General features: G+C 73.3%; 21 protein-coding genes. 15 read left to right on the top strand and 6 right to left on the bottom strand.

All coding sequences use genetic code 11. The features are described from left to right. Positions 1-259: 259 nt before the first annotated feature. On the top strand, positions 260-1,720 hold the full coding sequence (locus tag ACFWA9_RS01490) for an NCS2 family permease (RefSeq protein WP_352291463.1): 1,461 nt from the start codon (positions 260-262) through the stop codon (positions 1,718-1,720). A gap of 76 nt (positions 1,721-1,796) precedes the next feature. Here the strand turns inward: ACFWA9_RS01490 and ACFWA9_RS01485 are convergent, their stop codons facing one another. Further along, positions 1,797-2,240, bottom strand: coding sequence for a VOC family protein (locus ACFWA9_RS01485; RefSeq protein WP_380382286.1), 444 nt, complete (start codon positions 2,238-2,240; stop codon positions 1,797-1,799). Positions 2,241-2,377: 137 nt separating this feature from the next. Between ACFWA9_RS01485 and ACFWA9_RS01480 the strand changes: the two genes are divergently transcribed. Next, on the top strand, positions 2,378-3,301 hold the full coding sequence (locus ACFWA9_RS01480) for a DUF4231 domain-containing protein (protein WP_329489183.1): 924 nt from the start codon (positions 2,378-2,380) through the stop codon (positions 3,299-3,301). Between the two features lie 186 nt (positions 3,302-3,487). Then, a complete protein-coding gene (locus ACFWA9_RS01475; protein WP_380382272.1) occupies positions 3,488-5,200 on the top strand; it encodes a hydrogenase maturation protein in 1,713 nt (570 codons plus the stop codon). Between the two features lie 133 nt (positions 5,201-5,333). On the opposite strand, the gene ACFWA9_RS01470 is transcribed toward ACFWA9_RS01475, so the two are convergent. Together ACFWA9_RS01470 and ACFWA9_RS01465 are read right to left on the bottom strand one after the other, a co-directional pair. Beyond that, positions 5,334-6,116 carry an MHYT domain-containing protein gene (locus ACFWA9_RS01470; protein ID WP_352291457.1) on the bottom strand — a complete coding sequence of 261 codons (783 nt, stop codon included), beginning with the start codon at positions 6,114-6,116 and terminating at the stop codon, positions 5,334-5,336. Between the two features lie 351 nt (positions 6,117-6,467). Further along, on the bottom strand, positions 6,468-6,872 hold the full coding sequence (locus tag ACFWA9_RS01465; RefSeq protein ID WP_380382269.1) for a VOC family protein: 405 nt from the start codon (positions 6,870-6,872) through the stop codon (positions 6,468-6,470). Between the two features lie 246 nt (positions 6,873-7,118). Here ACFWA9_RS01465 and ACFWA9_RS01460 point away from each other — a divergent pair, with 246 nt between their 5' ends. From ACFWA9_RS01460 to ACFWA9_RS01430, 7 genes are all read left to right on the top strand, one after another. After that, the gene (locus tag ACFWA9_RS01460) at positions 7,119-7,841 is read left to right on the top strand and encodes a WXG100 family type VII secretion target (protein ID WP_329489187.1); all 723 of its coding nucleotides are present in this window, start codon (positions 7,119-7,121) and stop codon (positions 7,839-7,841) included. Continuing rightward, the gene (locus ACFWA9_RS01455; protein ID WP_329489188.1) at positions 7,838-8,827 is read left to right on the top strand and encodes a nucleic acid/nucleotide deaminase domain-containing protein; all 990 of its coding nucleotides are present in this window, start codon (positions 7,838-7,840) and stop codon (positions 8,825-8,827) included. The genes ACFWA9_RS01460 and ACFWA9_RS01455 overlap by 4 nt, the downstream gene beginning before the upstream one ends. Positions 8,828-8,863: 36 nt before the next feature. After that, entirely contained in the window at positions 8,864-9,424 is a 561-nt protein-coding gene (locus ACFWA9_RS01450; RefSeq protein ID WP_329489189.1) for an SUKH-4 family immunity protein, read from the top strand. 16 nt (positions 9,425-9,440) lie between these two features. Continuing rightward, a complete protein-coding gene (locus tag ACFWA9_RS01445; RefSeq protein ID WP_352291456.1) occupies positions 9,441-10,277 on the top strand; it encodes a nucleic acid/nucleotide deaminase domain-containing protein in 837 nt (278 codons plus the stop codon). A gap of 66 nt (positions 10,278-10,343) precedes the next feature. Next, complete coding sequence (locus ACFWA9_RS01440) at positions 10,344-12,164, top strand: hypothetical protein (RefSeq protein WP_380382266.1); 1,821 nt, start codon at positions 10,344-10,346, stop codon at positions 12,162-12,164. Between the two features lie 41 nt (positions 12,165-12,205). Next, positions 12,206-12,640, top strand: coding sequence for a MarR family transcriptional regulator (locus tag ACFWA9_RS01435; protein ID WP_329489192.1), 435 nt, complete (start codon positions 12,206-12,208; stop codon positions 12,638-12,640). A gap of 134 nt (positions 12,641-12,774) precedes the next feature. Then, positions 12,775-14,277, top strand: coding sequence for an MFS transporter (locus tag ACFWA9_RS01430; RefSeq protein WP_380382264.1), 1,503 nt, complete (start codon positions 12,775-12,777; stop codon positions 14,275-14,277). Positions 14,278-14,325: 48 nt separating this feature from the next. Here ACFWA9_RS01430 and ACFWA9_RS01425 read toward each other — a convergent pair whose 3' ends face one another. Next, positions 14,326-14,844 (bottom strand): GNAT family N-acetyltransferase, encoded by a 519-nt coding sequence (locus tag ACFWA9_RS01425; protein WP_352291453.1) that lies wholly within the window; start codon positions 14,842-14,844, stop codon positions 14,326-14,328. 45 nt (positions 14,845-14,889) lie between these two features. Between ACFWA9_RS01425 and thpR the strand changes: the two genes are divergently transcribed. Next, positions 14,890-15,477 (top strand): RNA 2',3'-cyclic phosphodiesterase, encoded by a 588-nt coding sequence (thpR, locus tag ACFWA9_RS01420; protein ID WP_352291452.1) that lies wholly within the window; start codon positions 14,890-14,892, stop codon positions 15,475-15,477. A gap of 409 nt (positions 15,478-15,886) precedes the next feature. On the opposite strand, the gene serC is transcribed toward thpR, so the two are convergent. Continuing rightward, a complete protein-coding gene (gene serC, locus ACFWA9_RS01415) occupies positions 15,887-17,005 on the bottom strand; it encodes a phosphoserine transaminase (RefSeq protein WP_329489198.1) in 1,119 nt (372 codons plus the stop codon). A gap of 133 nt (positions 17,006-17,138) precedes the next feature. Then, on the bottom strand, positions 17,139-18,239 hold the full coding sequence (locus ACFWA9_RS01410; RefSeq protein WP_329489199.1) for a citrate synthase 2: 1,101 nt from the start codon (positions 18,237-18,239) through the stop codon (positions 17,139-17,141). Positions 18,240-18,562: 323 nt separating this feature from the next. Here ACFWA9_RS01410 and pdxH point away from each other — a divergent pair, with 323 nt between their 5' ends. From pdxH to fxsT, 4 genes are all read left to right on the top strand, one after another. Further along, positions 18,563-19,288 (top strand): pyridoxamine 5'-phosphate oxidase, encoded by a 726-nt coding sequence (pdxH, locus tag ACFWA9_RS01405; protein ID WP_380382261.1) that lies wholly within the window; start codon positions 18,563-18,565, stop codon positions 19,286-19,288. Between the two features lie 158 nt (positions 19,289-19,446). Next, entirely contained in the window at positions 19,447-19,632 is a 186-nt protein-coding gene (fxsA, locus tag ACFWA9_RS01400; protein ID WP_380382259.1) for an FxSxx-COOH cyclophane-containing RiPP peptide, read from the top strand. A 106-nt stretch (positions 19,633-19,738) separates the two neighbouring features. Next, on the top strand, positions 19,739-21,076 hold the full coding sequence (locus ACFWA9_RS01395) for a TIR-like protein FxsC (protein WP_352291451.1): 1,338 nt from the start codon (positions 19,739-19,741) through the stop codon (positions 21,074-21,076). Further along, positions 21,066-25,079, top strand: a complete 4,014-nt coding sequence (gene fxsT / locus ACFWA9_RS01390) for an FxSxx-COOH system tetratricopeptide repeat protein (RefSeq protein ID WP_352291450.1) — start codon at positions 21,066-21,068, stop codon at positions 25,077-25,079. Before ACFWA9_RS01395 ends, fxsT begins: the two co-directional genes overlap by 11 nt. The last annotated feature ends 4 nt before the right edge of the window (positions 25,080-25,083 follow it).

Below are 25,083 nucleotides of genomic sequence, written 5' to 3'. Positions count from 1 at the left end.
GGACACCTTCGGCGGGTGGCCCCGGCATCGCCGCGGCGGTCGGGGCGCGCCCGGGGCGGCGGCCACCCCGCGGTTCCTCGGGCGTGATCGTTCTACGCGCGAAGATAGCGCGTGTGCGATTTGGCAACTCATACTTGTGATTCCGGTTGGCCGCGCCATGCCCAGGACGCCTGTGTTCGTGCCCGTCCCACCGGGCCCGCCCGGCCACCACCGTCGCTCCGGGTGTCCCCCTCCTCAGCCCCCACCAGAGGACGCACGCATGCCTGTGGCCCAGCCGACCACCGAGTCGCCCGAGCCCGCCTCCAACGCGCCGAAGCCCCCCGCCGGCGCGCTGGACCGCTACTTCCGGATCTCCGAGCGCGGCTCCACCCTGCCGCGCGAGATCCGCGGTGGCATCGCCACCTTCTTCACCATGGCGTACATCCTGGTGCTCAACCCGATCATCCTGGCCAGTGCCACGGACATGACCGGCGCCCACCTGGACAGCGCCCAGCTGGTCACCGCGACCGCGCTCACCGCGGGTCTCACCACCCTGCTGATGGGCGTGATCGGCAACGTCCCGATCGGCCTCGCCGCCGGCCTGGGCGTCAACACCATCGTCGCGCTGCAGCTCGCGCCCAAGATGACCTGGCCGGACGCCATGGGCATGGTGGTGCTGGCCGGTTTCGCGATCATGATCCTGGTCGCCACCGGTCTGCGCGAGCGCGTCATGAACGCCGTCCCGCTCGGCCTGCGCAAGGCGATCGCGATCGGCATCGGCCTCTTCATCAGCCTGGTCGGCCTGGTCGACTCCGGCTTCGTCAGCCGCATCCCGGACGCCGCCCACACCACCGTCCCGCTCCAGCTCGGCGGCAACGGCCACCTGCTCGGCTGGCCGGTGCTGGTCTTCGTGCTCGGCCTGCTGCTCACCCTGGTGCTGGTGGTCCGCAAGGTGCCCGGCGCGATCCTGGTCTCCATCGTCGTGATGACCGGCCTCGCCGTGGTGATCGACAAGGTCGCCGACATCCCGGCCACCAGCTGGGGGCTCACCGTCCCCAGCTGGCCCGGCAACCCGGTGGCGGCGCCCGACTTCGGCCTGGTCGGCAAGGTCAGCCTGTTCGGCGGCTTCGAGAAGGTCGGTGTCCTCACCGGCGTCCTCTTCGTCTTCACCGTCCTGATGTCCTGCTTCTTCGACGCGATGGGCACCATCCTCGGCGTCGCCGACGAGGCCCACCTGCTGGACGCCAAGGGCGACCTGCCCGGCATCAACCGGATCCTGATGGTGGACGGCATCGCCACCGCCGCCGGCGGCGCGACCTCCTCCTCCGCCAACACCTGCTTCGTGGAGTCCACGGCCGGCGTCGGCGAGGGCGCCCGCACCGGCTTCGCCTCGATCGTGACCGGCGCCTTCTTCGTGGTCGCGCTCTTCCTCACCCCGCTCGCCACCATGGTCCCCGCCCAGGCCGCCACCCCGGCCCTGGTCACCGTCGGCTTCCTGATCCTGGCCAACTCGATCAAGGAGATCGACTGGGCCGACTACACGATCGCGATCCCGGCCTTCCTGACCATCGTGATGATGCCGTTCACGTACTCCATCACCAACGGCATCGGCTTCGGCTTCATCGCCTTCTGCGTCCTGCGGCTCGCCGCCGGGCGCGGCCGCGAGGTGCCGATCGCGATGTACGCGGTCTCGGCCGTCTTCGCCTTCTACTACCTGATGCCGGCCCTCGGCCTGCTCTGAGCCGTGGTGCCCGCCGGGCCCCTCCCCGCTTCGTGCGGGGAGGGGCCCGGTGCGTTCGCGGGGGCCGGGGCACTCCCTAGTGGACGCAGAACTCGTTGCCCTCCGGGTCTTGCATGACCGTCCAGGAGCCGCCGGGCTCGTCGACCGCGCGCAGGACGGTGGCGCCGAGGGCCTCCAGTCGCTCCACGGTGGCGCCGCGGGCGTCGGGGCCGGGGTGGAGGTCGAGGTGGAGGCGGTTCTTGGCGGTCTTCGCCTCGGGGACCTGCTGGAAGAGCAGGCGGCGGCCGAGGCCGGTGCCGCTGACCGGGTCGAAGGGCTCGTCGGGGTGGCGGACGCCGGCCAGGGTGCGCCAGGCGGCGCGGCCGTCGGTCTCCGTGACGAGGTCGGGGGTCACGGCGCCGGCCGCGAGCAGGCGGGCGATCAGGGCGCTGTGGTCCTCGACGGTGTAGTCGAGGGCGGCGGCCCAGAAGGCGGCCTGGCGGTGGGGGTCGGCGCAGTCGATGACGAGCTTCCAGTGCAGAGGCATGTAACCTGTTATATCGGTTACCTGACGTGCGATCAATGACCGACCTGACGGACCTGCCAAAAATGGCACTGTGTAGGGCAGTTGGCGTTGGGCATACTGCCTGGACGGGAGACGGGGAGGGGGCTCTACCGATGGTGCAACAGGACCCGCCCGGGGGAGACGAGGCGAGGCTGCTGCCGGAGCTGTTCCGGACGGCGGACCAGGCCTCGCTGGACGGTCAGCGCGAGACACTGCGCTGGTACCGGGGGCTGATCGGGATGCTCGTGATCGCCGCGGTGGTCGGCTCGCTGCCGGGGCCCGAGCACCGGGGGGACAGCGACATCACGCCGCTCTTCTCGGTGGTGGCGTTCCTGGTGGCCGGCTACTTCTGGTCACGGCTGCGCCGCAGCAACCCGCAGGGGCGGTGGTACGAGGCCCGGGCGGCGGCCGAGTCGGTCAAGACGCTCGCCTGGAAGTACTCGATGCGGGCCCGGCCGTTCGACGGCGAGGCGGAGTCGGCGGAGGTGGACCGCGGCTACCTGCTCCAGATGGAGGACGTGCTGCACGCCTTCGAGGACCCGGAGATCGTGCCGCCGGACACCACCGTGGAGATCACCCCGGAGATGCGCCGGGTGCGCGCCGAGAGCCTGGTCGCGCGGCGGACGTTCTACCTGCGCACCCGGGTCGAGGGGCAGCGCACCTGGTACCGCTCGCGGGCCGAGGCGTGCGAGACGCAGGCGGTCTCCTGGGGGCTGGGGATCGCCGCGCTCATCATCATCGGGGCGGCGGCGGCGATCGCGCAGGCGGTCGGCGCGCTGCCGGTGCACGTCTTCGGGGCCAGCTCGGCGGCGGCCGCCGCGGTGATCGCCTGGACCCAGCTGAAGCAGCTGCGCCCGCTGGCCGCCGCGTACCAGCTGGCCGCGCGCGAGCTGGAGAACGTCGGGAACCAGCTCTCCGACCTCGATCTGAAGGCCCCGGACGCCGAGGCCCGCTGGGCCCGGCTGGCCGCCGAGGCGGAGGACGCCGTCTCGCGCGAGCACACCACCTGGCGGGCCCGGCGCGCCTTCCCCCGGTGAGCGGCCGACCCGGTGTGGAATCGGGAGGTCGTGAGGAGATCGGGCGAAATGTACGGGGTGCTGTCGGCACAGGTGTGCGAGGTGGGTGAGGGTCGGCCGGAGAAGCGCCGTCCGTAATCGTTACGTGTCCATGCCCTGGTTTCATCGCCTCCGCGCACGACGTCAGTCACTGCCCGGAGGCCCCCTTTGCGCGTTCTTCTGATCGCCACCGCGTTCAACAGCCTGACCCAGCGCGTCCACACCGAACTCCGCGAGTGCGGTCACGAGGTGGCCGTACAGCTCGCGCTCGGCGACGAGCCGGTCCGGGCCGCCGTGGCCCGGACCGACCCCGAGCTGATCATCTGCCCGATGCTCACCAAGGCGATCCCGAGGGACGTCTGGTCGACCCGGACCGTCCTGATCGTGCACCCCGGCCCGAAGGGCGACCGGGGTCCCTCCTCGCTCGACTGGGCGATCACCGAGGGCGCCGAACGCTGGGGGGTGACCGTCCTCCAGGCGGTGGAGGAGATGGACGCCGGGGACATCTGGGCGTCCGTGGACTTCCCGGTGCGGGCCTGCGGCAAGAGCGAGCTGTACCGGGGCGAGGTCGCGGACGCCGCCGTGGAGGCGGTGCTGCTCGCGGTGAGCCGCTTCGAGGGCGGGCTGTTCACGCCCGAACCGCTCGACTACGACCGGCCGGACGTGGGCGGCCGGCTGCGGCCCTTCCTCAAGCAGGAGGCCCGCCGGATCGACTGGGAGGCCGACGACACCGCCACCGTGCTGCGCAAGCTGCGCGCGGGCGACTCCCAGCCGGGCGTGCTCGACGAGCTGTACGGGCGCGAGTACTTCCTGCACGGCGGCCACCCCGAGGACGAGCTGCGCGGCGCCCGGCCCGGCGCGGTGATCGCCCAGCGGGACGGCGCGATCTGCCGGGCCACCACGGACGGCGCGGTCTGGATCCCGCAGCTGCGCCCGCGGCGGACGCCCGGCGGGCCGGCCACCTTCAAGCTGCCGGCCGCGACGGTGCTCGCCGACCACCTCCACCGGGTCCGCGAGGTGCCGGTCACCCCGGCCTCGGCGGCCGGGCGGGACACCTGGGCGGAGATCCGCTACCACGAGCGGGAGGACGTCGGTTTCCTCGAATTCTCCTTCGCCGGCGGGGCGATGAGCACCGAGCAGTGCCGCCGGCTGCTGGCCGCCTACCGGGAGGCGGCCGACCGGCCGACCTCGGTGCTGGTGCTCGGCGCGGCCCGGGACTTCTTCTCCAACGGCATCCACCTCAACGTGATCGAGGGGGCGTCGTTCCCGGCGCTGGAGTCCTGGGAGAACATCAACGCGATGGACGACCTGGTCGAGGCCGTGCTGACCACCACCGACAAGCTCACCGTCGCGGCGCTGGCCGGGAACGCGGCCGCCGGCGGCCTGATGCTGGCGATCGCCGCCGACGAGGTCTGGTGCCGCGAGTCGGCCGTGCTCAACCCGCACTACCGGCTGATGGGCCTCTACGGGTCCGAGTACTGGACGTACACGCTGCCCCGGCGGGTCGGCGCCGAGCAGGCGGAGCAGCTGACCACGCAGACGCTGCCGGTGGGCGCCGCCCGGGCCGAGCGGCTCGGCCTGGTGGACCGGACGGCGGGCGGCGGCGCGGCCGAGTTCCGGGGCTGGGTCGAGCGGGAGGCGGCCGCGCTGGCCGGCTCGCCGGAGCTGACCGGCCGGCTGGTGGAGAAGAAGCGCCGCCGGGCCGAGGACGAGGAGGCGCGGCCGCTGGCCGACCACCGGACGGAGGAGCTGCGGCGGATGCACCGCAACTTCTACCGGGAGGGCGAGCCCTACCACCGGCTGCGGCGCGACTTCGTGCACAAGGTCTGCCCGGTGGCGACGCCGGAGCACCTGACGGGACTGCTCGGCCGACCGGATTAGCGGGCGGCCGCAGTGCGACCGGCCGGAGTAGCGATCGGCCGGAGTGGGACCGGCCGGACCGAGGACGGTCCGGAACGAGGACGGTCCGGTGGGGGCGTCGCGCCGGGGCCGGCGCCCCCACCGGACCGGGCGCTCAGCGCCCGCGGCCGGCCAGCGGGGCGGCCCGGCCGATCAGCACCGGCTGCGCGTTGAGGGTGCTCCGGCTCGGCGAGACCGCGAAGGCCAGCGAGCCGAAGAAGATGTAGCAGCCCAGCCCGACCACCAGCGGGAAGATGAACTGGAGCGCCATCACACCGCCCTGGGTGCCCTGTTCGGCGTCGAGCCGGACGGAGACCGCCGCCATCCCGGTGTAGTGCATGGCGCACACCGCGACGCCCATCACCGGGGCGGCGGCCAGGACGGCGACGGTGCCCTTGATGTTCAGCGCGGCCCAGAGCGCGGCCGTCGCCGCGAAGATCGCGATGGCGACCGAGAGCCCCACCGTGGTGTGGTCGTAGCCGAGGTGGCCGGGCAGGACCATCGCGGCCATGCCGAGGTAGTGCATCGCGGCCACCCCGAGGCCGGTGGTGAGACCGCCCGCGAGCAGCGCGGTGCGGGGGTGGCGGCTGTAGCCGACGGTGAAGATGCCGAGCCCGACCACCGCGATCGCGACGAGCAGGCTGAGCACGGTCAGGCCCGGGCGGTAGGTGATCTCGGCCCCGGTGACGGAGAAGCCGAGCATCGCGATGAAGTGCATCGACCAGATGCCCGCGCCGAGCGACGTCGACGCGAACAGCAGCCAGTACGTCCGGGTGCGGCCCGACGAGACCAGGGCCCAGCGGGCGCTGCGCAGGGCGACGAAGGCGCCCAGACAGGCGACGAAGTACGAAACCGCCGGCGTCACCCAGCCGAGGTCGGCATGGTGGATCTCACCCACGAGGAACTCCTGGACGGATTGGGGGAGGACGGACGCCAGGATCGGGCGGACTCGTCGGCCGGGAACGGCCGGTCATGGATGGCGGCAGTGCCGGGACGCGGCACGTGCGGCGTCGTGGTCCTGCCCGGGGGAAGCCTGGCGTGTGGTGCCCCTGACAACGGGGGACAGTAGCCACTACCGGTGAGTCGCACAATGTTCGATCATTTGGTGAAACCGCAGGTCAGAGCCGTCCTTCACGTGATCGGCAAGATCTCGCCACCAAGCCCTGACGCCGCCTGCGCACGCACACGGGCCCTGCGCATGTGCCGTCCGGGCCCGCCGCGGCGCCGGCGTCCGGCCGCCGGGGCGCGGTCACTCCAGGGGGGCTAGGCCGAAGGGGTGGCCGGCCGGGTCGATCAGCACCCTGAGCGTGCGGCCGTGCTGGAACTGCGGCTCGGTGGCCCCGAGCGCGAGTGCCCGGGCGGTGGCCTCCTCCAGGTCGTCGACGTAGAAGTCCAGGTGGAAGTGCTTGCTGCCGTCGGGTTCGGTCCACGGCTCCTGGCGGTACCCGGAGACCCGTCCGAACCCGAGCGGGCTGCCGCCCTCGGGGTTGTCCAGGATGGCGAAGCGCTCGTCCACGTGCCTGGTCTCCCACCCGAGCAGCTCACCGTAGAAGGCGGCCAGCGCGACCGGGTCGGCGCAGTCGATGGTGACCATGGCGAGGCGGGCGAAGCCGGTGTCGTTCTGCTCGGCCTGCTCGGCGGCGACGTCGGTCATTTCTGGTCGGCCCTTCTACTGAGGGGTGGTGCCGGGGCCCGCGTGGATCGGGCCCCAGAACCAGCATCGCACCGGGAGTCACGGAGGGCGCGGCCGGTGGTGCGGGGGGCTCGTGTCCGGCGCCGTGCGCCGTGGAGCCGGGTGGATCGCTACAGAATCAGGACGTTTCCGCCACTGTCGGTGGGATGCGGGATGTATAAACTTTCGACGATATCGAAGGATTGTTGTTAACCGGGGGGTTCTCCAATGGCGATCGAGCTGCCGAGCGAGGTAGCGACGCTCCTGGACTTCATCGGCATCCACTGGCCCTCGGTCAACGAGGACAAGGTCCGTGAATTCGGGGAGCACGTCAAGGAGTTCGCGAAGGGCCTCGAAGACCTGCACGCGGACTCGACGGCGACGGTCCATCAGCTCGGCGGGGCGTACGAGGGGGCGTCCTACGAGGCGCTCATCGCCAAGTGGGCGCTGATGTCCGACAAGCACTTCAACGAGGTCGTCCAGGCGGCCCACGTGGTGGCGAAGGCGCTGGACACCGCCGCCGACGTGATCGTGGCGATGAAGCTGGAGGCGCTCGGCGAGCTCATCGTGCTGGCCGCCTCCTTCGTCGCCGCCCAGGCCGCCGCGGTGGCGACCTTCGGCCTGGCGGAGGCCGGGGTGATCGCGATCCAGCAGGCCGGGCGCAAGCTGATGTCCTACCTGGCGCACCAGTTGGAGGACCACATCGTCTCCGAGGTGATCGAGGCGGCGATCACCCCGCTGGTGGAGATCGTCTCCGGGGCGGTGGCCGGGTTGGTGTTCGAGGCCGCCGAGGCCGCGCTGAGCGGCGGTGGCGGGTCGGGGGGCACCCAGTTCAAGATCAACCCTGACGCGGTGGAGGCGCACGCCAAGGCCCTGCACGAACAGGCCGAGAAGGTGGCCCAGCACGCGCAGGTCTTCAGCAGCCGGGTCGCGGGGGTGAGTTTCGCGTGACGGACCCGATCGTCAAGGCCCTGGAGAAGGGCGCCCAGAAGCTCGGCAAGGCGCTCGCCGACGACATGGGCAAGGCCGCCAAGAAGATGTACAAGCAGGCCGGCGACAACCTGTCGAAGGCCGCCAAGCACCACAAGGACAACGACTCCGGCAACGCCCACACCTTCGACGAGAAGAACAAGGACAAGGCCGCGCCGCCGCCGAAGGCGGGCAGCAGCGGCGGCGACGGGCCGAAGACGCCGCCCCGGAAGTACTACGTCCACGACGACGGCCGGGTCCAGGAGATCAAGGACGGCAAGTTCGTCGACGTCGACGGGAGCGACAAGTCCCTGAAGACCCTGCTGGACGGGGCTTCGGAGAAGGTCAAGGACCCGTCCCCGGACGACCTCAAGGACAAGTACCACGCGAAGAAGTACAAGAAGTCCGACAAGGACGAGGACGGGAACCCCAAGAAGGACGAGAAGGTCCCGAGCAGCCGGATCGACGCTCCGACCCCGCTCTCCCGGGCCGTCGAGGAGGCCCGCCGGGCCCAGGGCGACTACGGCGGCAAGAACTACGCGGCGCTCCGCTACAAGCACCCGGACGGCGACGAGATCATCCTGGTCGGCCGCAGCGGTGACCGGAGCCACTCCGAACGGTCCATCGGCAAACCGCTGCTCGGCGGCCGGGAGGACCACGTCTCCGAGTTGTACACCGAGCGGGCCCCCTGTCAGGCCAACGAGAACTGCGAGCGCTGGCTCGGCCGGCACTTCCAGCCCAAGAACCCCGACCTCGACGTGAACTACGGCGTGGAGTACGACAGCAAGGTCCCCACGAAGAACCGGGACTGGGGCCACCGGGCGTACCTGGACCAGCTCCACCAGGATCACACCGCGGGCCAGCATGGTGGCACGATGGGCACGAAGGACTTCGACGCGCAGGGGCAGCAGGACAAGGCGGCCCACGAGACGAAGCACGTGGCGAAGAAGGCGAAGCATGGACAGTAGGGCAGTTGGCGGGCGGACCGAGAGGACGGATGACCGGTGCTGGTAGGGATCGACTGGCCCCGGGTCGTCGCCGAGGCCGCGCCCGGCGACCTGTTGAGGTTCAAGCCCGACGAGGCGGCCCGGATCTGGCCGGACGGGGACGGCGCCCGCTTCGTGACGGAGATCGGGGTGCCGTTCTCCAACGGGCTGTTCCGGTTGCTGGAGGAGCTCGCGGACCGGCGGCCCGAGAACCCGGACTGGGCGTTCGCCCGGCCGCTGACCGATTCGCTGGTGGAGACCGAGCACGGCACGCTGCGCCAGTTGGGCGAGTTGTCCAGCGCGTTCGTGTTCGTCAACCTCGACGACGGGACGATCTGGGTCTGCGACCCGGACGCCGACGAGGAGTACCAGCTGATCCACCGTGACATCTCCTCGCTGGCGTACCTGGTGTACAAGATCGCCATCGAGCGGCCGCGGCCCGAGGAACGGCCGACGCCGTACGACTGGGCCGATGCCGAGGAGTACATCCGGGAGGGCATGGGCCGCTGGGACGATCTGCCGTTCGGCAGCGAGGCGGAGTTCTGGAACTCCTTCCTCGACTTCTACCAGACGACGTGAGAGGGCCGGTGCGGACATGGACGACGAGCTGACGGCGGCGCTTACGGCGCACTTCGGGCCGCGGGGGCTGCGCAGCCTGTCGGTCGCGCCCGCCGGGCCGCTGCGCGACCCCGGACTGCCGCTCCAGGTGGGGCCGTACTTCCGGGCCGCCGAGGAGTCCGACCCGCTGTCGCTGGGCGAGTACGCGGCCGGGGCCGGGCTGGAGGCCGGAGCGTCGGCCGCCCAACTGCGGATCGGCACCGACGGCGGGGCCGAGCTGTTCTTCGCCCCGGACCGGTCCGTCCGCGCGCTGCTGCTGGGGTCCGAGCCGGCGGAGCTGCCGGTCGCCTCGACGGTGGAGGCGTTCGCGGCCGGGCTGCTGCTGCTGGACCGGTACCTGCCGGCGGTCGCCGCGTCCGACCGGCCGGAGGCGGCCTTCGCCGCCTACCGGGAGCTGCGCCAGGGGCTGCTGGCGGCCGACCAAGCCGCCTTCGAGGACCGCGAGGGCTGGTGGCCGCGGGTGCTGGACGACCTGCGGCGCCCGCTGAACGTCGACTCCTCGGCGGCCTTCGAGGTGGTCGACGAGCAGGGCGGGACGCGGATCGAGACGGCCATCGGCGGCCCCGGCCTGCTGCACCCCGAGGAGGTGCTCTGGCACCGCCTGCGGGCGGAGGGCGTGGAGCCCGAGCAGGTGGTGCGGGTCTACTGCGAGCTGGAGCCGTGCATGATGCCCGGGCACTACTGCGCGCGCTGGATGGCGGCGGAGTTCCCGCAGGCGGAGTTCACCCACGGCTTCGACTACGGGGAGACGGCCGAGTCGCGCGAAAGCGGGATCAAGGCGCTGATGATCAGCCTGGCCGAGCGGCAGGGCTGAGCGGTCGGGCCGCGCGGGGAGGCCCGAGCGGTCGGGCCGCAGTGGAACCAGGAGAGGGAAGCGGGAATGGTGCGGGACGGGCGACGGATGCCGCCGCTGGGGGCGGGGCGCAGGGCGGCCGGACTGGCACTGCTCGGCTGGCTGGACGACATGCGGGCACCGCGGCTCTGCCGGGTGGCGGGGCCGCCCGGGGCCGGCAAGTCGCACCTGCTGGCCTGGCTGGTCCGCGGCTGCACGACGGACGAGGCGCCGGGCGAGCGGCGGATCCACGCCGTGCTGCCCGCCGCCGGGGCCACCCTCCGGACGGCCGTCTGGTCGCTGGGCCACCAGCTCGACCTGGTGGCGCACGCCCCGGGCCCGCTGATCGAGGCGATCGCGGCGGACAACCGCCCGACCCTGATCTGCGTCCCCGAGCTGGACCAGGCCGACGACCCGGCCGGCCTGGTGACCGGGCTGCTCGACCCGCTGCTCCGGCTGCCCGGGGTGCGCCTGGTGGTCGAGGCGACGACCGGGGGCGCGGCGGCCGGGGCGTTCACCGCGGTGCCCGCGCCGGCGGTGCTGGAGCTCGGCGATCCGCAGTGGACGGACCGGGAGCGGTTCGCGCAGTGGGCGGCGGCCCGGGGCGGCGACGCGGGCGCGTACCCGCTGCCCGGCCCGGTCCTCGGGACGCCGGCCGCTCCGCCGGCGGTGCCGGCCGGTGCCGATCTGCGGTCCGCCGGCGAGGAGGCGCTGTCCGCGCTCTGGACGGCGGCCGCGGCCGGTGGCGACCCCGGCCCGCTGACCGCCGATCCGCTGCTCTACGCGCTGGCCCGCCCCGTCCCGGTGACGGCGGCCGTCGAGCGGCGGGACGACGCGCTCGGCCGGGCCTGGCGCGCCGCCGGTCCGGCCGTGATCGAGGAGCCCGACCCGGCCGTCCGGGCCGCCGTGCTGCGGACCAGGCTGCTGGGCGCGGACACCGCCGCCGCGGCCGCCGCGGCCGTCCTCGCGCAGCTGCCCGCGCCGTGGTCCGGACGCTGGGCGCGCTGGGAGGGCACCGACCGGGACTGGCCGGGCCCGGCCGTCGCGGTCACCGCCGGGGTCGGGCCGTACCTGTCGCAGGTGCTGGTGGCCGATCCGACCGGCGCGGTGCGGACCTTCGACGTCGCCACCGGCCGCCGGGTCGGGGCCGTGGTGGTGCCGTCCCCGCGCCCGCTGCGGGGGCTGGCCGTGACGGCCGGCGGCTCCGTGGTGCTGCTCGACGCCTGGGGCCGGGCGGAGCTGGTGGTGCCGGCCGAACCGCGGCCGGGGCTGGACGGGTACGGGCTGATGGCGGCGCTGGACGCGGTCCGCGCGGTGGCCGGCGGTCCGGGCGGCGGTCTGAGCGCGGTGGCCGCGATCGGCGGGCTGGCCGACTCCGCGCCCGCCTTCGGCGACGCGGCCGGCGCCGTGCACTGGTACCAGGACGGCGCGGTGGTGAGCGAGCGGCTGCACCACGGGCCGGTCACCGCGCTGGCCGGCGCCGCGCTCGGGGGCGGACCGCTGTCCGATCCGGAGATCCCGCTGCTGGTCAGCGGCGGTTTCGACGGCGCCGTCCGGCTCTGGGGCCCGCGCTCGGCGCCGATGCCCGAGCCGTCCGACCGGCGCGGCTGCCCGGTGACGGCGGTGGCCGCCGGGGTGACCGCGGCCGGCCCGGTGGTGGCCGCGGCCTGGTCCGACGGGCTGGTCCGGGTGCGCGACCTCGGCACCGGCGGGGTGCTGGACCTGCGGACGGGCTCCGAGGTCTGGTCGCTGGCGCTGGCCGGAACGCTGCTGGTGCTGGGCATGCCGGACGGCCTCGCCGCGGTGGACACCCGGCCCCGGCCGCACGGGGCCGCGGCCCCCGCCGTCGGACTGCGGGCCGGCGCCTGAAGCAATTTTCATTAGCGAGAGTAATGACATAGACTAAGGACATGCCCGAGATGTCCGAGCAGGACCTCGCAGCCGTCAGTCAGCTGCGGTCGTCCACCATGCGCCTCTCCCGCCGCCTGCGTCACCAGCGGGTCGAGGAGTCGCTCAGCCCTACCGAGATGGGGGTGCTGGGCACCCTCGCACGCTGCGGGAAGGCCACGCCGGGTGAGCTCGCCCGGAAGGAGCACGTGCAGCCGCCCTCGATGACCAGGATCGTCGCGATGCTGGAGGAGAAGGGCCTGGTGCGGCGGGAGCCGCACCCGGAGGACCGCCGTCAGGTGGTCGTCAGCAGTACCGAACAGGCGGAGGTGATCCTCGCGGAGAGCCGCCGCCGGCGCAACGCCTGGCTCGCCGAACTCGCCGAGGGTCTCGACGAGGAGGAGTGGGCCGCCCTGCGGGCGGCCGCGCCGGTGCTCTACAAGCTCGCACACCTGTAAGACACGCTCGGGGCCCAGCCGTTCCGGTCAGCCGCCGGAGGACGAAGGAGAACCGCATCACCGCAGCACCGACCACCGAAACCAGGAGCGCGACGACCCCCTGCCGGGTCGTCGCGCCGCGAGGGGAGAGCACCGTGACACCGCCGGCCGCAGCCAGCGCCGCCATCCGCACCGAGGAACCGACCACCGAACCCGCCGCGGCCACCGCCGCGGCCGCCGACGCCCAGGCACCCGCCCCGACGGGGCCGGCCGGCAACGGCGACGACGACCCCGACGAACGCACCGCGGCGGTCACCCCCGCCGCTCAGGAATCCCCGACCGGAGCCCGCTTCACCCGGCCCGGAGGGATGTTCTCCTCACTGCGCGTCCGCAACTACCGTTACTACTTCGCCGGCCAGGTGGTCTCCAACACCGGTACCTGGATGCAGCGGATCGCCCAGGACTGGCTGGTCCTCAGCCTCACCGGCAGCCCGCTCGCGGTCGGCATCACCACCGCCATGCAGTTCCTGCCGATGCTGCTGCTCGGCCTCTTCGGCGGCGTGCTCGCCGACCGGATGCCCAAGCGCCGGCTGCTGATCTACACCCAGGGCGCGATGGGCCTGCTCGCCGCGGGCCTGGCCGTGCTGACCGTCGGCGGCGTGGTGACGCCCTACTACGTGTACGCGTTCGCGCTGCTGCTCGGCCTCGTCACGGTGGTCGACAACCCGACCCGGCAGGCCTTCGTCTCCGAGATGGTCGGTCCCAAGGACCTCGCCAACGCGGTCAGCCTGAACGCCGCCAACTTCCAGACCGCCCGGCTGGTCGGCCCCGCCGTCGCGGGCCTGCTGATCGCCGCGGTCGGCAGTGGCTGGGCCTTCGCGGTGAACGCGCTCTCCTTCGCCGCCGTGATCGGCGGGCTGCTCGCCATGCGGTCGTCCGAACTGCGCCCCACCGCGCCGATCGCCCGCGAGAAGGGGCAGTTGAGGGAGGGGCTGCGGTACGTCAAGGAGCGGCCCGAGCTGCTCTGGCCGATGGTGCTGGCCGGCTTCATCGGCACCTTCGGGTTCAACTTCCCGACGCTGCTCTCCGGTTTCGCCCACGACACCTTCAAGGTCGGCGCCGGGCAGTACGGCCTGCTGAACACCGCGATGGCGGTCGGTTCGCTGGCCGGCGCGCTGCTCGCGGCCCGGCGTGGCGCGCCCCGGCTGCGCCGGCTGGTCGCCGCCGCGCTGGCCTTCGGCGCGCTGGAGGTGCTGGCCGCCTTCGCGCCCGACTACTGGTCGTTCGCGCTGCTGCTGACCCTGATCGGGGTCTTCGGGCTGAGCTTCAACACCTCGGTCAACTCGATGCTCCAGCTGGGCACCGACCCCGCGATGCGGGGCCGGGTGATGGGCCTGCTGGTCCTGGTGTTCACCGGCGGCACGCCGATCGGCGCGCCGGTCGTCGGCTGGGTGACGGCCTCGTACGGGCCCCGGCTCGGGCTGCTGGCCTGCGGGGTGGTCTCGGCGCTGGCGGCCGGCACGGTCGGTCTGGTGCTGGCCCGCAGTGCGGACCTGAAGGTCCGGGTCGATCTGCATCCGGGTCGCGGCGGGCGGGTGGTGGCCTTCGTTCCGCGCACCGTCGCCCCGGCCAAGTCCGAGCTGGCACCGGCCTGCTGACGGCTCGTCACCCCGGAGCGCACCGCGTGGTGCGCCCCGGGTGCGGGGTCAGAGCCGGATCTCCAGGATCTGGCCCCGCCAGGGCCTGCCCTGGTACTCGGACTCGAAGGCCTCGGTCTCGGTGAAGCCGAGCGCCCGGTACTGCTCGACCAGACGGCGGTCCTCGCTCGCGAAGCAGTCCACCCGGAGCAGGCCGATACCGCGCCGGCGGGCCTCGTCGAGGGCGTCGGCGATCAGCGCGGCGCCGATGCCGGAGCCCTTCAGGGAGCGGTCGGTGACCAGGTTGCGGACGTACAGCTCGCGCTCGTCCACGGGGGTGGCGTAGGCGCTGGCCTGCTCGGACAGCACGCAGCAGCCGATGGTGCGGCCCTCGTCGTCCGTCGCGAGCCGGATCAGGAACGGCTCGGCGGTGTACCCGTCGATGCGGTCGATCAGGGCCGGGACGCTGCTCCAGGGCCGGTCGCCCCACTGGTCGGCGCGGCCCCGCGCGGCGAGCCAGGCCACCGCGCCGTCGAGCAGGGCGAGGATGTCGGCGGTGTCGGCGCGGTCGCCGGTACGGATCGTCATGATAAAGGTTCTCACCCCAACCGGGCGGCGGGGGAAGATGAGCCCATGAGGCTCTTTGTGGCGGTGCTGCCGCCGGTCGAGGCGTTGCAGGGGCTCGCCGACGCGGTCGCCCCGGTGCGGGCCCTGCCGGGGGCGGACCGGCTGCGCTGGACGGCCGTCGAGGGCTGGCACCTGACCCTGGCCTTCCTCGGCGAGGTGCCGGTGGAGCGGCTGCCGGAGCTGGAGGCCGGGCTGGCGGCGGTGGCCGGGGTGCACGGGGCGCACCGGCTGCGGCTCGCGGGCGCCGGGCGGTTCGGCGACCGGGTGCTCTGGGCCGGGGTGGAGGGCCAGGCGTGGGCGCTGCGGCGGCTCGCCGAGGCCGTGTACGAGGCCACCGCGGAGGTGGCCGGTGAGGTCGACGCGTTCACCTTCCACCCGCATCTCACCCTCGCCCGGGCCGGCTCCTCCCGGGGGCACCGGCGGGCGGCGCAGCGGGGGGCGGTGGCCGAGCTGGAGGCGCTGGAGTCGGCGCTCGGCGGGTACCGCGGGCCGGAGTGGGAGGCCGCGGAGCTGCACCTGATGAAGAGCGAGCTCGACGGCGGCTTCGCGCACTACGAGACGGTCGCCTCCTGGCCGCTGGCCCGCTGGAGCTGAGGCGCGCCCGGGGGCCGCTCAGAGCCGGGTGGGGCATCGCGGGAGCGGGGTCCCCGGGCGGGACGGCGCGCCGGTCGCCGTACGCGGCCCCGGGCCGGGTCGGCGCGGCGGCCGACGTGGCCTTCCCGGCCTCCGACGGCGCCCGCCGGTTCACCGGACGCGGCCCGGACGCCACCGGCGGAGCCACCCTCGGGGTCTGGCCGCCGACGGGTCGCGGGTACGCTCGATGACCGTGGATCCCAAGACTCGCATGCGTATCGTGACCGGCGCCCTGGTGCTGCTGCTGGTGGTCGTCCTGATCAGCTCGCTCGTCAACAGGTAGCGCGAACAAACGGAAGGGCCACCGCCCGCAGGCGGTGGCCCTCACGCGTGTGCCGGCCCGCTCAGGGCCGTGCGACCGTGCCGGTGCTCAGAGCTGCTCGACCACGTAGTCGATGCAGGCGGTGAGCGCCTCGACGTCCGCCGGCTCGATGGCCGGGAACATCGCGACGCGCAGCTGGTTGCGGCCGAGCTTGCGGTACGGCTCGGTGTCGACGATGCCGTTGGCACGCAGTGCCTTGGCGACGGCGGAGGCGTCCACCGCGTCGTCGAAGTCGATCGTGCCGACCACCTGGGAGCGCTCCGCCGGGTTCGCCACGAACGGGGTGGCGAACGACGACTTCTCGGCCCAGCCGTACAGCCGGGAGGAGGAGTCGGCCGTCCGGGCGACCGCCCAGTCCAGGCCGCCGTTGCCGTTCAGCCAGTCCAGCTGGTCGGCCAGCAGGAACAGGGTGGAGATCGCCGGGGTGTTGTACGTCTGGTCCTTCGACGAGTTGTCGATGGCCGTCGGCAGGTCGAAGAACGGCGGGATGTAGCGGCCGGAGCCGGCGATCTCGGCGGCGCGCTCCAGGGCGGCCGGGGAGAACGTCGCCAGCCAGAGGCCGCCCTCGGCGGCGAAGGACTTCTGCGGCGCGAAGTAGTAGACATCGGTCTCGGTGATGTCGACCGGCAGGCCGCCGGCGCCCGAGGTGGCGTCCACCAGGACCAGCGAGCCCTCGTCCGCCCCGGCCGGGCGCCCGATCGGCATCGCGACGCCGGTGGAGGTCTCGTTGTGGGTGAGCGCGTAGACGTCCACGCCCGCCTCGGCGACCGGCAGCGGGTGGGTGCCCGGGGCGGTCTTGATCACGGTCGGCTCGCCCAGCCAGGGCGCCGCCTTGACCGAGGAGGCGAACTTGGAGGAGAACTCGCCGAAGTCGAGGTGCTGGGACTTCTCCCGCACCAGGCCGAAGGCCGCGATGTCCCAGAAGGCGGTGGAGCCACCGTTGCCGAGAACCACCTCGTACCCCTCGGGGAGGGAGAAGAGGCTGCTCACGCCCTCGCGCACGCGCTTGACCAGGTTCTTCACCGGGGCCTGGCGGTGCGAGGTGCCGAGCAGGGAGGTCTCGGTGGCGGCGAGGGCACTCAGGGCCTCGGGGCGCACCTTGGACGGGCCGCAGCCGAAACGGCCGTCTGCGGGCTTGATGTCAGCGGGGATCTGGATCTGAGCCACGGGCGGCAGCCTACCGGCCGCGATTGCGGAAGTGTTACGGCAGTCCGCCCGCTGAGATGCGATCTTCACGGCTGCGAGCTGCGGAAACAGCGGGTCCGACGGAGCGTCGGACCCGCTGCTCACCAGCGGTTCCTCAGTGCGCGATGGCCTCGAAGCCCTCGATGTCGCGCGGGCTGCGCGGGGCGGGGCCGATGTAGCGCGCGGCGGGGCGGACGAGCCGGCCCGTGCGCTTCTGCTCCAGGATGTGCGCCGACCAGCCGGCGGTGCGCGCACAGGTGAACATCGAGGTGAACATGTGCGCCGGGACCTCGGCGAAGTCCAGCATGATGGCGGCCCAGAACTCGACGTTGGTGGCCAGCACGCGGTCGGGGCGGCGGTTGTGCAGCTCCTCCAGCGCGGCCTTCTCCAGCGCCTCGGCGACCTCGAAGCGCGGCGCGCCGAGCTCCTTGGCGGTGCGGCGCAGCACGCGGGCGCGCGGGTCCTCGGCGCGGTAGACGCGGTGGCCGAAGCCCATCAGGCGCTCGCCCTTGTCCAGCGCGTTCTTCACCCACGCCTTGGCGTCGCCGGTGCGCTCGATCTCCTCGATCATGCCGAGCACCCGGGACGGCGCGCCGCCGTGCAGCGGGCCGGACATCGCGCCGACGGCGCCGGAGAGCGCGGCCGCGACGTCGGCGCCGGTGGAGGCGATGACGCGGGCGGTGAAGGTGGAGGCGTTCATCCCGTGCTCGGCGGCGGACGTCCAGTAGGCGTCGATGGCCTTGACGTGCTTCGGGTCCGGCTCGCCGCGCCAGCGGATCATGAAGCGCTCGACGACCGTCTCGGCCTTGTCGATCTCGCTCTGCGGGACCATCGGCAGGCCCTGGCCGCGGGCGGACTGCGCCACGTACGAGAGGGCCATCACGGCCGCCCGGGCGAGGTCGTCACGGGCCTGCTCGGCGGAGATGTCGAGCAGCGGCTTGAGGCCCCAGACCGGGGCGAGCATGGCGAGGGCGGACTGCACGTCCACCCGGATGTCGCCGGAGTGGACCGGGATCGGGAAGGGCTCGGCGGCCGGCAGGCCGGGGTTGAACTTGCCGTCCACCAGCAGGCCCCAGACGTGGCCGAAGGAGACGTGGCCGACCAGGTCGTCGATGTCGACTCCGCGGTACCGCAGGGCGCCGCCTTCACGGTCGGGTTCGGCGATCTCGCTCTCGAAAGCGACGACTCCCTCAAGCCCGGGTACGAAGTCGGACATGCGACGGCTCCTTCAGCTCTGTGATCGGCGGGCCGCCGTGGTGGGGCGGTACGCCAGTGACCGAATGGTGTTTGGCACTCGGTGCCAGCCTGACAGGCACGGGGTGCATTGCGCCATACACCACGGTGGTGATGTTTCCCGCAGGACCGCTCGACCTTCACCTGAGGGCCGGTCGCGCCCGGCGATTCTCCGGAATCAATCATCGGTTTCCGGACAATTGCCTGTAGCTCGGACGGCCGAGCGGTGGCGAGACACCTTATCTCCCACGGGGGTTTGTCCGGAGGTAGCGGTGCCGGTTGCTTGTCGTACGGGATGATGTTGACGTGCAGACCCCGGAACGCGCCCAGTCGACGCCCCCGAGCCCCGCCTCCCGGATCCTGGCCGAGGAGGCCCGGCCCGGGCCGGACCTCACCGTGATGCGCAAGCACTACACCCACGAGGGCCTGGTCGAGGGGCAGCTCGCGGCCGACCCGGTCACCCAGTTCACCCGCTGGTTCCACGAGGCGGACGACGCCGGCGTGGTGGAACCCAACGCGATGGTGCTCTCCACCGCCGACGCCGGGGGGCGGCCGAGCTCGCGCACGGTGCTGCTGAAGGGCTTCGACCGGCGCGGCTTCGTGTTCTTCACCAACTACGGCTCCCGCAAGGGCACCGAGCTGGCCGTCAACCCGCAGGCGGCCCTGCTCTTCCCCTGGGTGGCGCTGGCCCGCCAGGTGATCGTGCAGGGCCGGGTGGAGAAGGTCGGCCGGGACGAGACCGCCGCCTACTTCCGCACCCGACCGCACGGCTCCCAGCTCGGCGCCTGGGCCAGCGAGCAGTCCAGCCCGGTCGGCAGCCGCGAGGTGCTGGAGCAGCGGTACGCGGAGCTGGAGCGCCGCTACCCGGAGGGCGAGGGGGTGCCGGTCCCGCCGTTCTGGGGCGGGTACCGGGTGGTCCCGGAGAGCGTGGAGTTCTGGCAGGGCCGGGAGAACCGGCTGCACGACCGGCTCCGCTTCCTCGCCGACCCGTCGGAGCCGACCGGCTGGCGGGTCGAGCGGCTCTGCCCCTGACCGCCGGGGGCGGACCGCCCCGGCCGGGAAAGGGCCTGGCGCGGCGGCGCAGCACAGCTGATGACCCGTCATGCGCGGGTGTAGTATGCGCGTCGCGGACCGGGTCGACTCCCCGGGGCCACCAGCCCGCTGGGCCGAGCAGATCGAGTGAGGGACTGATGGGCGTCACCGGTGCGGGAACCGCCGTTGGACTCGGCTCTGACCTGGTCGACGTCACCGCCCTGCCGCTGGACGAGATCGACACCCTGCCCGACACCGTCCTCGGCGACCTGCTGCGCCGGGTGGTCGCGGACGTCCTGGCCCCCGGCGCGGAGCCGGTCGCGGCCTTCCAGTCGTCCCTGTAGTCCCGGAGCCACGAGCTTCGCCGACTCCCGGGCGCGACCGCGGAGTTCGCGACATGCTGGGGAGGACAGCAGCGCAGTCGCGGCACCGTCGGGCCCGGGGGGATCAGTGCGGCCGTACTTCTTCTTCAGTTACGCCCGGCGGGACTACGAGGCCGGGGACGCCTTCGTCGACCAGTTCTTCAACGACCTGCGGGACGAGCTCGGCCGGATCGAGCCCGCCGCCGGCGCCGAGGAGCTCGCCTACCGCGACACCGAGCGGCTGCGCCTGGGCGACAACTGGGAGCAGCAGCTCGCCCAGATGCTGGCCCGCTGCCGGGCCATGGTCGCGCTCTACTCCCCGGCCTACTTCGCCAGCCTCTACTGCGGCAAGGAGTGGACGGCGTTCCGCGGGCGGGTCCGCCGGCACGAGGAGCTGGCCGGCGAGGTCGTCCCGGCCCTGATCCCGGTGCTCTGGGAGACCCTGCCGGGGGAGCTGCCGGACGAGGTGCGGAAGATCCAGTTCGTCCAGCAGGGCATGGGCGACGCCTACGCCCGTTCGGGCCTGCGCGACCTGCTGCGCACCGACCCGCTCGGCCCCGACTACCGGCGGGTGGTCCGGGTGGTCGCCGAGCGGATCCGGGACGCGGCCGCCCGGCGGCTGGGCGAGCTGCCCGAGTTCGACCTCGGCGCCGTCCGCGGCTACTTCCCGGTGGTGCCGTCGATGCGGCCGGCGCCCACCGCCGGGATGGTCCGGCTGTTCATCGCGGCCGGCCGCTCCTCCGACGCCGCCGCCGCCGAGGCGGGCGGCTCGTCCCGCGGCGGCTGGTACGGGGCCAAGCCGTGGCAGTGGGCGCCCTACCACCCGCCGACGCAGCCGTCGCTGGCGGTCCGCGCCCAGCAGGTGATCACCTCCGCCGGGCACACCACCACCCTGGAGGAGGTCGGGCCCGGCCTCGGCGAGAAGCTCGACCGGGCCCGGGAGGACAACCAGGTCAGCGTGCTGCTGGTGGACCCGTGGATGGCCGGCGGCGAGGTCTACCGGCCGGCGCTGCGCGAGTACGACGACCAGAACCACCCGGTCACCGGCGTGATGGTGCCGGCCGGTACGGACGACCCGCCAGCCGGGCCGGAGCGCGACGCGCTGTGGACCGGCGTGCGCAGCGTGTTCCGCCGCAACTGGTTGCGCCGGAGCGACCTGGAGCACTTGTTCCGCGTCGCGGTGGGCCGGGAGAGCTTTGACACGGACCTCACCATCATGGTGACGGTTGCTCAGAACAAGCTCATGGACGACAACTTCGATTGGGGGGACGATGTCGACGGCGCCGCCTTCGGCTTCGGCCCCGACGGCGAGGACGCCGCCCCGGCGATGCCCGGGCTGGCCATTCCGGCCGGGCCGCCAGGACCGCGCCGCAGCCCGGACGGCGCGGCGGTGCCGTCGAGGAGGGAACAGGACGATGTTCACTGAGCCCGGAACTGACCCGGAGCGGACCGGACCGGGGTCGGTCGTCACCTTCTACTCGTTCAAGGGCGGCACCGGCCGGACCATGGCCCTGGCCAACGTCGGCTGGATCCTGGCCAGCCGCGGCCTGCGCGTCCTGGTGGTCGACTGGGACCTGGAGGCGCCCGGCCTGCACCGCTACTACCACCCGCTGCTGGTCGACCCCGAACTGCACGCCACCGACGGCCTGATCGACCTGCTGCGGGCGTACGTCAAGCAGGCGCTGCCCACCGCCGCCGGTCCGGGCGGGCTCGCCCCCGCCGACTGGCTGGACGAACCGGGCCGGCTGGGCGGCTACATCTGCGGCCTGGCGCTCGACCTGCCGCCCGGCGGCCGCCTCGACTTCCTGCCGGCCGGGCGGCAGAACGCCGCCTACCCCGCCGCCGTCACCAGCTTCAACTGGCGCAGTTTCTACCACGGCCGGGACATCCGGGGCGGCGAGTTCCTGCGCGAACTGCGCGACCGCTGGGCCCGGGCCTACGACTACGTGCTGATCGACAGCCGCACCGGGGTCAGCGACACCTCGGGCATCTGCACCGTCCTGATGCCCGACTCCGTCGTCGACTGCTTCACCTTCAGCGCGCAGAACATCCGCGGCGGCGTGGACGCGGCCCGCACCATCGCCGAGGCCGAGGAGCGGGCCATCCGCGTCCTGCCGGTGCCGATGCGGGTCGAGGACGCCGAGCAGGAGCGGCTCGAAGCGGGCCGGGACTACGCCCGCGAGGCGTTCGCGCCCTACCTCGGCCGCTGGCTGGGGGCCGAGCGGCGGGCCGCCTACTGGAGCGACGTCGAAGTCCCGTACAAGCCCTTCTACGCCTACGAGGAGGTGCCCGCCACCGTCGCCGACCGGCCGCAGGAGGCGCGCAGCCTGCTCAACGCCTTCGAACGGCTGGCCGGGTGGATCACCGACGGCCGGGTCCGCACGCTGCGCCCGCTCACCGGGGACGCCCGCCGCCGGCTGTACGGCGCCTACCTGCGCTCCACCCGCACCATGCCCCGCCAGGTCTTCGTCAGCTACGCCCCCGAGGACCGGATGTGGGCCGAGTGGGCCGCCGCCACCCTCACCGGCTTCGGCTACCAGACCTCCCTGCACAACGCCGCCGAGCCCTACCCCGGCGGCCGCCCGCCGGAGGCCGCCGGGCCGCTGGACGGCCAGGGCCGGCTGCTCGCGCTGCTCTCGCCCGAGTACACCGCGCTGCCCCGCGCGGCCGAGGCCTGGCAGCTCCTCAGCGGGCGCGAACTGAGCTCCGGCTCGCCGGCCCTGGTGGCGCTGCGGCTGCAGGACTCGGACGAGCCGGTGCCCCGCCCGTTCGTCGGCCCGGCCGTCCCCGACCTGGTCCGCTCCTCGGCCGTGCTCGCCGAGTCCCAGCTGTACAGCGAGCTCGGGCCGCCGCCGGGCAGCAGCAGCCGGCCGGACGGGGACAGCGGGGAGCACGCCGCCCCCTCGCGCTTCCCCGGCACCGCGCCCAAGATCCAGGAGGCGCCCTCGCGCAACGCCTCCTTCACCGGGCGCGGCCGGCTGCTGGAGCTGCTCCGCAACCGCTTCACCGGCGGCCCCGGCGCGGTGCTCAGCCAGGTGCTCTACGGCTTCGGCGGCGCCGGCAAGTCGCAGATCGCCGCCGAGTACGCGCACCGCTTCAAGGCCGCCTACGACGTGATCTGGTGGGTGCCCGCCGAGGAGCCCGCCAACATCCCGCAGAAGCTCGCCGAACTCGCCCCCCGGATCGGCGTGCAGAGCAGCGACGACGTCGCCCACACCGCCGTCGCGGTGCTGGACGCGCTGCGCCGCGGCGAGCCGTACCGCCGCTGGCTGCTGGTCTACGACAACGCCGGCACCCCCGAGGAGCTGGCGCCCTGGCTGCCGGCCGGCTCCTCCGGCGGGCACGTGCTGATCACCTCGCGCAACCAGGGCTGGTCCAAGCACGCCGGCCTGGTCGAGGTCGACGTCTTCACCCGGGAGGAGAGCGTCCGGCTGCTGCGCCGCTTCAACGGCGGGCTCGCCCCGGACGACGCCGACCAGGTCGCGCACCGGCTCGGCGACCTGCCGCTCGCCGTCGGCCAGGCCGCGGTCTGGCTGCAGGAGACCTCGATGCCGATCGCCACCTACCTGGAACTGCTCGACGAAGAGCTCACCGAGATGCTGGAGCGCACCCGGCTACGCACCGCCGAGTACCCGCACTCGGCCGCCGCCACCTGGCGGATCTCGGTCGAGGAGCTGCGCCGGATGAACGCCCCCGCCGCCCAGATCCTGGAGATCTGCGCGTTCTTCGGGCCCGACGCCATCCCGATGCGGCTGCTCTACAGCCGGGCCGTCACCCACGCGCTGCGGCTGCCGCCGCGCGCGCCCCGCGACAAGCTGGCGATCGGCGAGTTCCTGCGCGCCATCAACCGGTTCGGCCTGGCCCGCACCGACCAGGGCAGCGAGACCATCACCGTGCACCGGCTGGTCCAGGCCGTCCTGCGGGACCAGGTCGACGAGGAGCAGCGGACCGGGCTGCGGGCGGTGGTGCACGCCGCCCTCGCCACCGCGAACCCCGGTGACCCGGACATCCCCGCGAACTGGCCGCAGTACGCCGAACTCCTGCCGCACCTGTGGCCCTCCGGCGCGGCCGGCAGCGGTGACGAGGACGTCCGGCAGTGGATCATCGACTCGGTCCGCTACCAGTGGAAGCGCAGCCTGCACGAGTCCGGCCGCGACCTCGCCGAGCGCACCCTGGAGATCTGGCGCCAGGAGGACTACGGCGGCGCCGGCTTCGACGCCGAGAACGACGCCCAGACCCTGATGCTGCGCACCCAGCTCAGCAACATCCGCCGCTCCCAGGGCGCCCTGCACGAGGCGTACGCGATGGACCAGGACATCCTGGACCGCTTCACCGCCACGCTCGGACCCGAGCACTCGCACACCCTCGCCGTCGCCAACAGCCTCGGCGCCGACCTGCGGTTCCTCGGCCGGTACGAGGAGGCCAGGGCGCGCGACCGCAGGACCCTGGACGCGGCCCGCCGAACCCTCGGCCCGGACCACCCGCGCACCCTCATGATCACCAACAACCTGGCGGTCTCCGACTACCTCGCCGGCGACCGCCGGGCCGCCCTGGAGCGCCACCGCAGCAACTACCTCCAGCAGCGCGACGCGCTCGGGGCGCACAGCCTCTACGCGCTGTCCTCCGCCTCCAACTACGCCCGCGACCTGCGCGAGACCGGGCGGCTGCGGGAGGCCCTGGACCTGCTGGAGGAGACCGTCCGGATCTACCAGCAGACCATCGGCGACGGCCACACCGACACCCTGCGCGCCCGCAAGAACCTCGCCGTGGCGCTGCGCCGGGCCGGCCGGTACAACGAGGCGCTGGAGATCGACGAGGACATCTACCAGCGCTACCTGGACATCAACGGCGCCGAGCACCCCGACACCCTGGCGGCCGCCACCAACCTGGCCAGCGACCTCAGCGCGCTCGGCGACACCGACCGGGCCATCCAGCTCGCCGAGCGCGCCCTCGCCCGCTACCGGGACTACCTGGGCGAGGACCACCCGGTCACGCTGGCCGGGGCCAACAACCTCTCCGTCTACCTGCGGCTGGCCGGCCGGACGGCGGAGGCGCGGGAGCTGTCCGGGCGCACCCTGGCGCAGTTCCGGGCCGTCCTCGGCGACCAGCACCTGTACATACCGATCGCGATGATGAACCACGCCAACGACCTCGTCCTGTCCGGGGAGCCGGCGGCCGCGCTGGCCTTCGAGGAGCAGGCGGCGCCACTGATGGCCGAGACCCTCGGGCCGGACCACTACGACTCGATCGGGGTCAACTCCAACCTGGCGCTGTCGCTGGCCGCGGCGGGGGAGGGCGAGCGCGCGGCCCAGCTGCGCGGCGACTGCGTCCGCCGGGCCCGGCAGACGCTCGGCGAGGAGCATCCGACCACGGTGGCGGTCAAGGCGGGGCTGCGGCTGGACTCCGACATCGAGCCGCCGTCGGTGTGAACTC

The organism is Kitasatospora sp. NPDC059973 (genome assembly GCF_042737525.1).
Lineage (GTDB): Bacteria > Actinomycetota > Actinomycetes > Streptomycetales > Streptomycetaceae > Kitasatospora.
This window is presented reverse-complemented; position numbering and strand designations above follow the sequence as displayed.